Source organism: Sporocytophaga sp. (genome assembly GCF_017745095.1).
GTDB lineage: Bacteria > Bacteroidota > Bacteroidia > Cytophagales > Cytophagaceae > Sporocytophaga.
On the sequence record NZ_JAGHZZ010000026.1, the window covers coordinates 48604 to 62606 of the forward strand.

General features: G+C 35.8%; 10 protein-coding genes. 6 read left to right on the forward strand and 4 right to left on the reverse strand.

The features are described 5' to 3' along the window. The first annotated feature begins 252 nt into the window (after positions 1-252). From J7604_RS23700 to J7604_RS23720, 5 genes are all read left to right on the forward strand, one after another. Positions 253-954, forward strand: coding sequence for a MotA/TolQ/ExbB proton channel family protein (locus tag J7604_RS23700; protein WP_293901933.1), 702 nt, complete (start codon positions 253-255; stop codon positions 952-954). Then, positions 935-1330, forward strand: a complete 396-nt coding sequence (locus J7604_RS23705; protein WP_293901936.1) for a biopolymer transporter ExbD — start codon at positions 935-937, stop codon at positions 1328-1330. The genes J7604_RS23700 and J7604_RS23705 overlap by 20 nt, the downstream gene beginning before the upstream one ends. A 29-nt stretch (positions 1331-1359) precedes the next feature. Beyond that, positions 1360-2973, forward strand: a complete 1614-nt coding sequence (locus tag J7604_RS23710) for an NADP-dependent glyceraldehyde-3-phosphate dehydrogenase (protein WP_293901939.1) — start codon at positions 1360-1362, stop codon at positions 2971-2973. An 80-nt stretch (positions 2974-3053) separates the two neighbouring features. Then, positions 3054-5144, forward strand: a complete 2091-nt coding sequence (locus J7604_RS23715) for a sodium-translocating pyrophosphatase (RefSeq protein WP_293901942.1) — start codon at positions 3054-3056, stop codon at positions 5142-5144. Positions 5145-5260: 116 nt separating this feature from the next. Continuing rightward, positions 5261-6706, forward strand: coding sequence for an amino acid permease (locus J7604_RS23720; RefSeq protein ID WP_293901945.1), 1446 nt, complete (start codon positions 5261-5263; stop codon positions 6704-6706). 118 nt (positions 6707-6824) lie between these two features. On the opposite strand, the gene J7604_RS23725 is transcribed toward J7604_RS23720, so the two are convergent. Beyond that, positions 6825-7847: a patatin-like phospholipase family protein gene (locus J7604_RS23725; RefSeq protein WP_293901948.1), complete on the reverse strand. Its 1023-nt coding sequence runs from the start codon at positions 7845-7847 to the stop codon at positions 6825-6827. A 178-nt stretch (positions 7848-8025) separates the two neighbouring features. Between J7604_RS23725 and J7604_RS23730 the strand changes: the two genes are divergently transcribed. After that, entirely contained in the window at positions 8026-8679 is a 654-nt protein-coding gene (locus J7604_RS23730) for a class I SAM-dependent methyltransferase (protein WP_293901951.1), read from the forward strand. A gap of 67 nt (positions 8680-8746) precedes the next feature. On the opposite strand, the gene J7604_RS23735 is transcribed toward J7604_RS23730, so the two are convergent. The 3 genes from J7604_RS23735 to J7604_RS23745 all read right to left on the reverse strand — a co-directional run bounded on the left by J7604_RS23735 (position 8747) and on the right by J7604_RS23745 (position 13559). Further along, positions 8747-10936, reverse strand: coding sequence for a TonB-dependent siderophore receptor (locus tag J7604_RS23735; protein WP_293901954.1), 2190 nt, complete (start codon positions 10934-10936; stop codon positions 8747-8749). A gap of 415 nt (positions 10937-11351) precedes the next feature. Then, a complete protein-coding gene (locus J7604_RS23740; protein WP_293901957.1) occupies positions 11352-13007 on the reverse strand; it encodes a GAF domain-containing protein in 1656 nt (551 codons plus the stop codon). 30 nt (positions 13008-13037) lie between these two features. Continuing rightward, entirely contained in the window at positions 13038-13559 is a 522-nt protein-coding gene (locus J7604_RS23745) for a YfiR family protein (protein ID WP_293901960.1), read from the reverse strand. Between the last annotated feature and the right edge of the window lie 444 nt (positions 13560-14003).

A 14003-nucleotide genomic window follows, 5' to 3' on the forward strand; every position in this document is an offset into this window, starting at 1 on the left:
GTTTTGGAATTATTATTCATAAACTGAATATTACCCTCAGGTAAAAAATCCAAAAAAAAATCCTGAATTGGCTATAAATACTCCAATTTGGGAACTTAAATGAACAATAAAGGGATTTATAATTGCCGCAAGAATCAAAACTTGAAATTTAAAATAAAAACTAACGTTTAGAATACTAACTGTATATCTAATTGTTGATAATCAGATATATAATTGAAGAGATAATCACTAAAACAAGGACTAAATTTAAGTATGACTATTTTCCTGCAAATGGACTCAGCTTTAGTTGCCGCTACTGCTGCCAGCTCAACTCCTAAAGAAGGACTTTCCTACCTTCAATTGATCATGATGGGTGGTTTAATCATGATTCCAATTCTTATACTTTCTTTAATTTCATTTTACATTTTCATAGAGAGGTATCTCTATATTAAAAATAATGCACAGCCAGACAAAGGCCTTTTATCTATTGTAAAGGAAAAGGTGCAAACGGGTAAAACAGCAGAAGCACTAAGACTTTGCGAAAACTCATCTCTACCTGTTGCCAGAATGCTTGAAAAAGCAATCATTCGTTTGGGCTCGTCCATCAGAGATATTGAAAGTGCAATGGAGAATGTTGCAGCTGTTGAAGTTTCCAAAATGGAAAAAAATATGGGATTGCTTGTAGGTATTGCGGCTGTAGCACCGATGTTAGGATTTCTTGGTACTGTTTTCGGTATGATCCATACATTCCAGGATATTGCTGCAAATGACAACATAAGTATCGGAGTTATTGCTGATGGTATCTATCAGAAAATGATCACTTCTTCAGCTGGTCTTATTGTAGGTATCATTGCCCATATTTTTTACACTTTGCTCAATACTATGATTGAGAAAAATGTAACAAGTTTGGAACTACAGGCAATTGATTTCCTTGACATTCTACACAAACCAGTATATGAAGATCAAAAGGCGTAAAAAGGCTCATGCTGCGGTAGAAGCTGCAGCTTTGTCAGATATTATGTTTTTCCTTCTGGTATTCTTCCTGATGCTGTCCACACTTGCAAGTCCGGACGCAATCAAGGTTTTATTACCACAAGCAAAAACAGGGGCTGCGATTCCAAGACAAGTAGTAAATCTTACTGTAGATAAGGATTCCAAAATCTATATAGGTAAAGATGAGGTTAACTTTGATGCATTGAAAGCTCAGTTGGAGACAACTACACAAGGTTTGGAAAATCCTACAATTGTGTTGAAAATGGACAGAACTCTAGAGGTTCAAAAACTTATCAGCATTATAGATGTTACTAATCAGTTGAAATTACCGGTGGTGGTAGCATCGGATAAAAAATAGAGAAACTAAACAGATAACAATAAACCAATATGAATTTTGAAAATCTTTTTCCAAAAGAGGAAAATATACCTGCTTCAGTAAAACTGAACGGACCTTTACATCAAAAGGAATATTTGATCAATGGAGAAATAAAGCACGCAGAAGGGGCTACGCAAAAGGTTTTTTCTCCTGTTTGTATTGAAAAAGACGGAACCCTAACTCAGGTTGAATTAGGAAGCTTTCCTCTGTTGACAGAAAAAGAAGCATTTGAAGCTATGGATGCTGCGGCCAATGCCTATAAGAATGGAACAGGTGAGTGGCCTATGATGCATGTAGATCAAAGGATTAAAGCTGTTGAAAAGTTTACCTGGAAGATGAAGGAGAAGAAGTGGGAAGTGGTAAACATGCTGATGTGGGAAACAGGAAAACCACTTAAGGATTCTGAAAAAGAATTTGACAGAACTGTAGAATATATAAACGACACAATTAATGCATTAAAAATACTCGACAGAAAATCTTCAAGATTTGAAATTGAACAGGGAATCATCGGGAAAGTAAGAAGGGGACCACTTGGGGTAGTGCTTTGTATGGGACCATACAACTATCCTTTGAACGAGACTTTTACCACTCTTATTCCTGCCCTGATTATGGGAAACACCATCGTATTCAAACCTGCGAAAATTGGTGTACTCCTTCACAGACCATTGCTTGCTGCTTTCCAGGAATGTTTTCCTCCAGGAGTTGTAAACATCGTATATGGAAGAGGTAGAGCAACAGTAGGTCCTTTAATGTCTACTGGTAAAATAGATGTACTAGCTTTCATTGGTACAAGTAAATCAGCGAATGTTCTTAAGAGTCAGCATCCGAAGCCTAACAGGCTTAGATCAGTGCTGGCGCTGGAAGCTAAAAACCCAGGTATTGTTCTTCCTCATGCGGATCTTGACAATGCTGTAAAAGAATGTCTTCTTGGTTCGCTTTCTTTTAATGGACAACGTTGTACTGCTTTAAAAATCATTTTTGTTCACAGTAAAATCAAAGATCAGTTTATTCAGAAATTCGTAACCGAGTTGGATAAACTTAAAAGAGGTATGCCTTGGGAAGATGGAGTTTCTATTACACCTCTTCCAGAGCCTGAAAAGCCAGCTTATCTGACAGACCTGATCAAAGATGCAGAGTCTAAAGGTGCTAAAGTTGTTAATAATAAAGGAGGAGCAATCTGCCAAACTTATTTTAACCCTGCAATACTTTTCCCAGTAAATTCTTCAATGAAAATTTACCATGAGGAGCAATTTGGCCCCGCCGTGCCAGTCGTGACTTTTGACGATGTTCAGGAGCCAATTGATTATATAGTAAACTCTAACTATGGTCAGCAGGTTAGCTTGTTCGGCAGTGATTCTCAAGAATTGGCTTACCTTGTAGATAGACTTGTTAACCAGGTTTGCAGGGTAAATATCAATAGTCAGTGTCAGAGAGGACCAGATGTATTCCCTTTCAATGGAAGAAAAGATTCTGCAGAAGGTACGCTTTCAGTAGAGGATGCATTAAGAGCATTTTCTATCAGAACAATTGTTGCAGCTAAAGAAATAGAGCCAAATAAGGTAATTATAAAAGAAATTGTAAAAGAAAATCATTCCAGTTTCATGTCTACCGATTTTATCTTTTAGGTTTTGATTTAAATTACTGTAAATTTGATAGTTAAAATAAATCTTGTTTACTAATTAATTAATAACCTAAACTAATTAAAATGGAGATTTTTGGAATTATCATTCTCGGAGTGTTAGCTCTGATATTTACTTTTTTTAAAACTAAGTGGGTAACCAGTCAGCCTGCCGGAGAGGGAAAAATGACTGAAATTGCAAAGCATATAGCTGATGGCGCATTATCTTTCTTAAAGGCAGAGTACCGAGCCTTGTCGATATTCGTAATCGTTATTGCTGGGCTCCTTTCATTTTTGGCTGAAGAAGAAAATTCACACTGGTTAATAGGTGTAGCCTTTATTGTAGGTGCTTGTTTTTCAGCTCTTGCGGGTTTTCTTGGAATGAAAATAGCCACGAAAAGTAACGTAAGAACTACTCAGGCTGCAAGAACTAGTCTTTCCAAAGCCCTTGACGTATCATTTTCAGGTGGTATGGTGATGGGTATTAATGTTGTTGCTATAGGAATTCTTGGAATAAGTGTTTTATTCCTTCTTTTCAGTAACATACATTCTGTTTTAGGTGTTGAGCCGTGGAGAGTAAAAAAGGTTCTTGAGGTAATGATAGGTTTTTCTCTAGGAGCAGAAAGCCTTGCACTATTTGCCAGAGTAGGTGGAGGTATCTATACTAAGGCTGCTGATGTTGGGGCTGACCTAGTTGGAAAAGTAGAAGCCGGTATTCCGGAAGATGATCCTAGAAACCCAGCTGTTATTGCAGACAATGTGGGAGATAACGTAGGTGATGTTGCCGGTATGGGCGCCGATCTTTTCGGATCATATGTCAGTACAATACTTGCGACTATGGTACTTGGACTCACAGTAGCACCAATGACCAAAGATATCTCTGGTACTAACCCTGCAATATTACTTCCATTATTCCTTGCAGCTGCAGGTCTTATCTTTTCAATTATAGCATCTTTTTTTGTAAAGGTTGGAGAAAAAGGAAGTCCTCAGGTAGCATTGAATGTCGGGAACTTCGGAGCAGTAATTCTTACAGCCATTGCGTCTTATTTTATCATTGACTTCATGTTTGATAAGCATATCAACATTAATGGGTTGTCAGTTGGATCTGTGAATATCTTCTATTCAGTAATCATCGGTTTGTTGGTAGGTACTTTAATTAGTCTTGTCATTGAATATTATACTGGAAAAGACAGGGGCCCTGTAACTATGATTGCCCGTCAATCTATGACTGGAGCTGCCACTAATATTATTGCAGGTCTAAGTGTGGGAATGTTCTCTACCGCAATTCCAGTAGTGATTCTATCTCTGGGTATCATATTCGCATTCAATATGGCAGGTCTTTATGGTGTAGCAATTGCAGCATCAGGAATGATGGCCACTACAGGTATCCAACTAGCTATAGATGCATTCGGGCCGATAGCTGATAATGCTGGTGGAATTGCAGAAATGGCAGCTTTGCCAAAAGAAGTAAGAGAGAAAACAGATATTCTTGATTCTGTAGGAAACACAACTGCTGCGATAGGTAAAGGATTTGCAATTGCTTCTGCAGCACTAACATCTCTTGCAATGTTTTCAGCTTACATGGAAACTTCAGCTTTGGAGGTAATCGACATTGCGAATGCTAAAGTACTTGCTGGTTTACTGATCGGAGGAATGACACCATTCCTGTTTTCCGGATTTGCAATTCAGGCTGTAGGACAATCTGCGAATGCAATGGTGGAAGAGGTTAGAAGGCAATTCAGAGAAATCAAAGGTATCATGGAAGGAAAAGCTGAAGCAGATTATGAGAAGTGTATTACCATTTCCACCAAAGCTGCTTTACGTCATATGATTCTGCCTGGTGCAATTGCGCTGACATTTCCACTTATAGTTGGTTTTACTCTTGGCAAAATGGCTTTAGGAGGTTTCCTCGCAGGTGTACTTGTTTCAGGAGTTATGATGGCATTTTTTCAATCAAATGCAGGTGGAGCATGGGATAATGCTAAAAAGATGTTTGAAACCGGAGTTGATATCAATGGTAAAAAATACTTTAAAGGCTCAGATCCGCATAAAGCTGCAGTTGTGGGTGATACTGTAGGAGATCCGTTTAAAGATACTTCTGGTCCTTCATTAAATATTCTTATTAAGCTGGTATCAATTGTAGCCATGGTTATTGCTTCATTGCTTTCAGCAAGCTAAAACAGCTCAACTTATTTAAAAAAGCCCTGTAATGATAATATTACAGGGCTTTTTTTTATTTTTAGCTTTTGTTTTATATTTTAAGGTGTTAAGAAAAGAATTTTTAAGTCAAAAGCATGAAATCAAATAACAGTTTGTTCAGGACAAAGCCACTGGAAGAGGTGTTAAAAGACACGACCGAAGGGCCACAGCTCAAAAAGACTCTGGGGGCATTTAACCTGGTAACATTAGGAATAGGTGTAATTATCGGAGCGGGTATATTCTCTCTTACCGGTATTGCAGCGGCTAATAATGCCGGTCCTGCTGTTACAATATCATTTATGATTGCCGCTTTGGGCTGTGCATTTGCAGGTCTTTGTTATGCAGAATTCGCTTCTATGCTACCGATTGCAGGGAGTGCCTATACCTATTCTTATGTTACTATGGGAGAGTTTATAGCCTGGATTATAGGCTGGGATCTTGTTCTCGAATATGCTGTAGGAGCTGCAACAGTGGCTATTAGTTGGTCTAGATATTTAAGCAAGTTACTTCATTTATTCAATGTCGAATTACCGGCTCAATTAATGATGTCTCCTTTCGATTCTACAATTGTTAACGGTCAGACAGTTCATGGAATTATTAACCTTCCGGCGGTCTTTATAACAGTTCTGATGTCTATGATTCTGATCAGAGGTACAAAGGAGTCTGCCAAGCTGAATAATTTTATTGTTGTCCTTAAAGTATCTGTGGTTTTGGCTTTTATTTTCCTGGGTTGGGGGTATATCAACAAGGAAAATTACATTCCTTATATTCCGGAAAACACAGGTGAATTCGAGCATTTCGGTTGGACTGGTGTAGTTACTGGTGCTGCGGTTGTGTTCTTCGCATTCATTGGATTTGATGCTGTATCCACTGCTGCCCAAGAAGCTAAAAATCCTAAAAGAGATATGCCAATTGGAATTTTAGGGTCACTAGTTATTTGTACAATTCTTTATGTACTTTTTGCTCATGTAATGACTGGTTTGGAAAATTATAAGAACTTCGTAGGAGAAGCTGCACCAGTAGCAAAAGCTATTGAAAATACTCCTTATAAGTTTTTTCAGGAAATGATCATTATAGCTATTCTGGGAGGATATTCCTCTGTGGTGATGGTATTATTGATGGGACAGTCAAGGGTGTTTTATACGATGTCCAAAGATGGATTATTACCTTCAGTATTCTCTGATTTGCATCCTAAATTCAAAACTCCATATAAATCCAATATTCTATTTGCAATATTCGTTGGTTTGTTCTCTGCGTTTGTGCCTGTAACTGTTGTGGGAGAGATGAGCAGCATCGGGACATTGTTTGCATTTGTACTTGTTTGCATAGGCGTATTGGTAATGCGTAAAACAAATCCGGATGCTCCACGAGCATTTAGAACACCTTGGGTGCCATTTGTGCCAGTAATGGGAGTTATAGTTTGTTTTTATATGATGTATGCTCTTCCTATGGATACATGGATCAGATTGTTTGTCTGGATGGGAATTGGAATGCTGGTATACTTTGCCTACGGAAAAAAGAATAGCAAATTTGCTAAGTAAGCAATTAACCATTCTTATTTAACTTAAATGCTGTAAGTCTGAGCAACATATTAGACTTACAGCATTTGTTATTTTTAGCATTTGATAAAACAAATTAACTTATCAATTGACAGGTTGCTTACTTTTTATTTCTCCCAGATAAGAATTTTGCAGTTGCATTTTCTCCGCTTTTAATAAGTGTTTCCAGTTCTTTTTCAGACAATTTCCTCACTTTTGGATTGATTCCTGCACAAGAAACTGAAACAGTTCGTTCCCAATCCTGAGGAATTAATGGTATCCTGTTTAGACTTTCTATGGAATAGATGTAAAACGCGCTCAGATAATCAATTGTATTGTTGATCTCAAGTGTCGCAAGGTCGTGATTTATTGAGTCACTTATTATTTGGGCATCTGAGTCGATCCTGAATCCAAGTGTTTTATTATTTGGTATTCTGATTTTCCCTTGCAAAGAATCTTTAGAGTAAGTATCAAAAAGGAATATCGGAAAGTTGCCAGTAATGCCTCCATCTACAACAATATCAAGGTTTTTTCCGGAATTTTTATTTTTATAGCTATTGCCTACATTATCGATAAATACTGCTTCAAAATACAAAGGGATAGACATAGAAGCCCTAACTGCATCTTTAATTTTCATGGATGGAAATGTTTCTACAGAGAATACAAGCAGTTGCTGTTTGTTGAGACAGGTCCCTGTAACATATAGATCTTTAAATCCATTTTTTTTCAGATCAGAAAAAGTAATATCGGCATTCCCTGTTTTGTTGGTTATGATTTTTTCAAGCCATTTGTTAAATGCGTCGCTTCGATACCAGCCAAATCTGTTATTCATTCTATAGATTCCTCCTATAAAAATAAATTTACCATCATTAAAGCTTTGAAATTTTGTTGATGATATAATCTCATATATTTCGGAAGATGTGTATCCCAAAGAAAGCATCAAAGCTGTTATCGCCCCTGCGGAGGTGCCACCTACTTTTTTAATATTGCTTGTAATACCGGCTTTTTCGAGTTCGTGTATTGCGCCACTATATGCTATGCCTCTAATCCCGGCCCCTTCAAATATAAGGTTTTCAATTTGAATCTGACCTATTGAATATTGGCTAATAGTTATGAATAACATTAAAAATAAAACTACTCTCATTTTTGATCAAAGCTTTTAAATAGTAAGTACATTTATTCTCAAGAACCCTTAATTGCAGAAAATATTATGCCAGTTATGTAATAGGTTTGATTTGATAATATTCAATCTGAAATAGATTGAAATCAGTACAAATAGCTGTAAGTTAGTGCTGATCTAACTCATCTGAAGAAAATAGTCCATGGAAGAACAATTTAAAGCATTTGCAAGTCAATTACGAAGGCCGACGAATGAGGATGGCGTAAAAACAGGCGTTCATATGAACGAAGGAAACAAAATTATGAATCTGGAAGCCATTAAAGCTGTGAATCCTTGTGCACATGACAGGATACTTGAGATTGGCATGGGCAATGGTTTTTTTGTGAAAAATATAATCTCTATAGATCCAACCATAGTATATACAGGATGTGATTTTTCAGAGACTATGATTGAAGAAGCAGAAAAGATGAATGCTGAATATATTAAAATCGGAAGTGTCGTGTTTTATCTTGCTTCAGCTGATAAGCTACCATTGAAAGATCATTCATACAATAAATTGTTTACCGTAAATACTATTTATTTCTGGGAAAATCCTGTGAATACGCTTAATGAATTTAAAAGAGTGTTGACGAAAGATGGCGAATTGATTATTGTGGTACGACCTAAACATATTATGGAGAATATTCCTGTGACTAAATATGGCTTCACGATGTATTCAAAAGAAGAGCTTATTGAACTCCTTTTAGCAAATAATTTTGATGTATTGGACACAAATGAAATAGAGGAGCCCTCAAGAGAAGTGATGGGAAAGATATTAGAATTCGGAAGCCTTGTGGTGCATGCGAAACAGAAATGATTTGTATAGTTAAAAAAATAAAAAAGGGATTGCATTGCAATCCCTTTCTATTTAAAATAATATAAGATTAATAATCAAAGTGAATACCTGCTAAATATAAACCATGTATCAAATCAGATCCGAAAAACTCTCTGCTATCTTCATCAAATGCATTTCTTGTATTTGCGAATATGTTAAGGTTCTTAGTTAACTGATATGATATTTTAGCATTCAAAATTAGTTTTCCGTTTATATTACTGATTGGAAATTCATTGTATGGAACACCATCTTGAGTAGAAGAAAGTGTATAGATTGAGTATTTGCTCATCAGATAGCCATTCACATTGACATTCCATTTACTATTAGGGGCATAATTAGCATAAAATCCTCCATAAACATTCGGCGTAGCCTTGCCATCCACATCAGATTGTGTCTCAGTTGTATAATTAGGGTTCTGAGATCCCGCAGGAGTTGAGTAGTATGGAGAGTAATTTTTAAGCCTGGTTTTTTGTATTGTTACAAATGGTTTAATGTTGATTTTGTTTTTGCTTAAGGCCAGATTCATTGCAATGGTAGCTCCATTTTGAATTGCCTTCAGGTCAAGGTTTGTAATTGACATATTTATGAACACAACATTATTGGAAACAGCAGGTGCTTGTTGAACTGTGCTGGAGAAGTTTTGAGCTACTTGATGGAAACCTGCAATATCTAACTGCAAATTTTCCATGAGTTGAAGACGATATCCAATTTCTAACATGTCGTTAGTCACCAATCTTCTGTCTTTAGAACCAAGAACCCATATTTGAGTAGGTAATGGATTAAATGGATTTGGAGGAATGTTGCCGACATTTAGTTTTGCATAGGTATCGTAGATGAAAGAACCACTATTTGAACGGGCTGCAACAAGACGTAAATTGTTTTTTTCGTTCATTCTGAAATTCACGATACCTTGGTAAGATAGGTATAGCTTTTCTGGAAACTTAAATTTGTCACCTCTAAGAGCACCGATGAATCGGAATTTTCCCATTGTATAATCAGCTTTTAAGGATGCGGCAAAATTATACATTGTTGCCTTATTGTTAAAAATTCCAGACTTGTTCTCAGCTATAGTGTATGGTTCATCATTTACCGCACTGTTTTGATAATTTATAGCAGGTCGAATGTTGAATTTGTCAGTTATTTTTATGGTATAATCAATATAGGCATCAATATTCCTATAGTCATATTGATATTGTGATACGTCGCCAACTAAACCTTGCTTTCCATTTAATATGGATGCTTGTACTAAAAATCCTTTAAGTTCACTTTTAACCATACCATAGTAACTCTTGTTACTTAAATATGTCATAGGAGAGCCGGCACTAATTCCATACCATGTTTTATTTTGGTTGTAACCTCCAGCTAGATGAATTTTGATATCTTCAGCAGGTCTTAAATTAACATTTAAGTTACCAGCAGTCTTCTCAAGTGCGAGATCTGGGTTAGGAAGGTATTGCTTTCTGGTAGCAGGGTTACTATAAGAATCAGTTGACGATGAATCTAGGTTAGTGATGAACTGCCTTTTTTCAAAATCATAGAAATCAACTGTTCCTCTATGTCTGTTTTGATAATTAAAGGAACCCGAGACGTCAATTTTATCGGATGGTTTAAAGCCTATGTAAGCTTGACCTATATATGTTCCAGGAGCACCTCCTTGGGCATGAGCAGTAGCAGAAATTCCATTTTTATCAAGGCTCTTTGTAATGATATTAATCACACCCGTAACTGCATTGGGACCATATAATGGGGCAGAAGGGCCTAATACAACTTCAATTCTTTCAACATCTATAATGTCTATAGGAAGGTTTTGCCAATACGTACCACCTTGTAAATAATCGAACACTGGCCTGTTGTCAATCATTACAAGAATGAATCTGTTCGTATTATTGTACTGGTGAGTAGGAAGGTTGTCCATTCCTCTGATAGTTACATCATATGCGCCATTTGACATTTGTTTTACAAATAATCCGGGGCAAAGTCTTAATGCTTCTGGGATTGAAGTAGCTCCGGAGTTGAATATTTCTTTTCTGGTAACGACGAATGATGATAACGGAGCTTCGAATGCTTTCTCTTCAGATCTAGATGCTGAAACAATTTTAACGTTCATTAAATCTTCGAGAGATATAGCTGTAATATCTTCTGATTGTGTAAGTGTGCTGTCAGTTTGGCTATACGATACGGCGGGTATAGCCATAGCCAGAGCAGCAGATAATATGCAGTTCTTAAATTTAAAATTCATTATACGCGTCAATTAATAAGTTAATAAGTTAATTTTAAAAGTTGTGTTACATAATAATTATGTGTGAATGTTGTTAGGTTTAATTATTTAGTTAAGTAATATTATTCTTCTCTATTAATATTATTTAATAGACAACTGGAGGTGATCAAAGTTTCGTTGCTTCAGCAATTAGCTGATCTTCAAGAAGGATCTCAAATTAATGGACATAGTGATTCAATTATGGATAATTGCCAATCCAAAATAGTGTCCCCAGAATAGTTAATTTGATTATGCAACTACAAGAGATGTTCAGTATCTATATTAAAATTTAGCTGATTAAATTTAAAGATGTACTGAAGCTTAAAGCTGCATTCTATTTTATGATAATATTTTTTAATAACAGGGGTATAAAAGCTATCAGGGTTTTTGATAGGTTTTATACTTTGCTCTTCAGATTATCATTCTCTTTCATCAGTTCAAGTTCATGTTCCTTTAACTGTTGAATGAGCAAATCGGTGTTTTCCTGTTTTCTTTTCATCTCTTCCTGAGTAGCCTGTAGCTCTTCAAGATTTTGTCTGAGTTCTTCCTCTTGTTCATGCATCTGGTTTCTTTGCTTTTGAGATTCTTCCAGAAGGATCTTCGTTCTTTCATTTATTTTCATGGTAGAAAGAGAAGATGCAAGTGTTTCACTAAGTTTTTGAATAAACTCAACCTGATATGGCTGGAATTCATTGAATGATGCGAATTCCATTACTCCGTTTATTGTTTCATTAACTTTTATAGGTACTATCAGAATTGCTTTTGGATTTGAATCTCCAAGGCCGGATGTAATCGTTACATAACTGTCTGGTACATCAGTCAGATAAATAAGATCTCCTTCAATCCATGCTTGACCAGCAAGTCCTTCACCTTTACCGATCCTTTTAGTCTGGAATTTCTTTCTGTCAAATGCATACACGCTTTTTAACTCAAGGTAAGGATCATTTTCGTTTTCATCATTTACAATATAAAGCCATCCTTGATTAGCCTGTACATATTTTACCAGTTTGATCAGGAATATATCAAGCATCTCGTTGGTACTATCATAATGTTTTCTTAAGATCTCACCAAATGCAGCGTAACCTTCATTAGACCAGTTTCTCTGCTTATCTTCTTTGGCGACCTTAACAAGATTGTCTCTCATTGTAATAAGAGCATTACCAAGCACATCTTTTTCACTTAGAGGAGCAAATTCAGATTCTAGATTTCCTTTACCTATTTCATTTGCAAAGGTTGCTGTAGTATTTAGGCCCTCAACCATTTTCTGTACATCACCCATCATTTCTCCAATTTCATCATTGGTTATTTTAATGGAAGTATTATCCAGTTCACCTTTGGAAACTTTATTCACGAGATTGTGCAAAGAGTTGACAGGTTTTATTATTTGACTGGAAAGTCTTATAGTAAGTAAAAAACCAAGTATAATAATAAAGCCAAGCAAAATAAAATTAGTACGAGACAGAAGTTGCATGTTTTCAATCATGCTTATTTGCTGATCACTTGTTGTATGTTTAAGCTCATCAAGTATTTTATGTAAATGAACAGAAATACTATTGATGTTTGTTGTAATCTCATCGCTTTTACTTTCACTCAATATCGGAGTGATGCCATCCTGATAACTGTCAAAAGTAGCCAGGCTGGTCATAATCTCTTTCTGCATAATGAAAGTTTTGTCGATCTCTTTAATCAGGTTCTTTAGAGAATCTGCGAGTACTTGGTCCTTCCAGTTTTTTTGAAGTGATGTTAATTTTGCCTTCAACTGAGGATAATCCTTGGCATGTATCTGCTTGAGCTTAATTTTATCAGGATGGTTTTCTATGTCAATTTTAACCCAATTGGCCATCAGATTTTTTGACTGAATAAGCAATAGCTCAAGCTCAGTTAGATGAGTGATACTTGGCTGATCTGTTGTATTTATTTGTTCAGTTGCTTCTTTATTCTTAGTAAGCAGGTAGCTACTGATCACTCCATATGCGCAGAATAAAAAGATGATTGAGAAGAAGCATAAAATTATCTTACCTCTTATTCCTTTAAATATATTACCTGATTTCATTTATTTTTAAATACTATTTTGGGAATATTGTTAGTCAACGATTCTAGCCAGTTTCTGTAATTCAGAAGAAATCTTTAATCCGTTTTCAGCGGCATTTTTGTTAGAGATTTCGAACTTAACTTTACTGTCCTCTTCGAAAAAGTTTACAACAACTCCATTTTTGGTTGCTGACGGAGAATTACTTACGACTAATACATGATGTTGTTTCGCTTTAGGTGCAATTTCTGAATATTTTGCTGACTGATTAGATGGAATGAATAATATCTGACATGCATCTACTTCAGCTATGTTATGAATTTCTTTGACGACAACTTTCATAGAGCCTGCCATCTTTCCATTAAGTGCCATTGCTTCTGTGTTCATTGGAGATTTTCCAAATACGCCCAATACAATTTCTCCTCCTGGAGATGGCCATTGGGTATACTTAATAAAATGGAACATCAGACCTGAGTATACCTTGTATTCAGTTTGAGCCTCTGACTTCGTACTGAATAAGAAGAGGGTAAAGGCCATGATTACTGCAAGCTTTGCTGGTCTAAAATTGATCTTCATGATTATTATAATAAAGTAAATAATTTGTTTACAGGCGGATTTTCCTAACTATGTAGGATTCAAAGTTAAATACGAATGGAATATGCATTAGTTGTAAAAAAATCTCAAAAGAATTATATTTTTTAGTATACAGTTAAACGCAAAGTAAATTTTTTTATACACCTGTTTTTTGAGGTTTATTTTATTGTAAATCAATTTGATGAGAGTAGATGTAAAGCTGGTTTATTTTTTTGTTAGTCGGGACAATAATTCAATTTATAGGGAAAGTTCTATGGTTTTATCTCTCGTTAAATATTTTGATAGATGATTGTTTAAAATTTATCCCAACTATCTTATCAATCATTCCGTTAGAATCCTCCGAATGTCATTTTTCTCATAACAATGCAAACAGCTCCGGAAATAGGAATAAATGAGCTTAGAAAGCTAATTCAGGCAATTATAGAA

Coding starts and splice junctions, on each gene's coding strand:
- J7604_RS23745 (WP_293901960.1), bottom strand. CDS start 13,559: ATGAAGATCAATTTTAGACCAGCAAAGCTTGCAGTAATCATGGCCTTT.
- J7604_RS23730 (WP_293901951.1), top strand. CDS start 8,026: ATGGAAGAACAATTTAAAGCATTTGCAAGTCAATTACGAAGGCCGACG.
- J7604_RS23735 (WP_293901954.1), bottom strand. CDS start 10,936: ATGAATTTTAAATTTAAGAACTGCATATTATCTGCTGCTCTGGCTATG.
- J7604_RS23725 (WP_293901948.1), bottom strand. CDS start 7,847: ATGAGAGTAGTTTTATTTTTAATGTTATTCATAACTATTAGCCAATAT.
- J7604_RS23705 (WP_293901936.1), top strand. CDS start 935: ATGAAGATCAAAAGGCGTAAAAAGGCTCATGCTGCGGTAGAAGCTGCA.
- J7604_RS23715 (WP_293901942.1), top strand. CDS start 3,054: ATGGAGATTTTTGGAATTATCATTCTCGGAGTGTTAGCTCTGATATTT.
- J7604_RS23700 (WP_293901933.1), top strand. CDS start 253: ATGACTATTTTCCTGCAAATGGACTCAGCTTTAGTTGCCGCTACTGCT.
- J7604_RS23710 (WP_293901939.1), top strand. CDS start 1,360: ATGAATTTTGAAAATCTTTTTCCAAAAGAGGAAAATATACCTGCTTCA.
- J7604_RS23720 (WP_293901945.1), top strand. CDS start 5,261: ATGAAATCAAATAACAGTTTGTTCAGGACAAAGCCACTGGAAGAGGTG.
- J7604_RS23740 (WP_293901957.1), bottom strand. CDS start 13,007: ATGAAATCAGGTAATATATTTAAAGGAATAAGAGGTAAGATAATTTTA.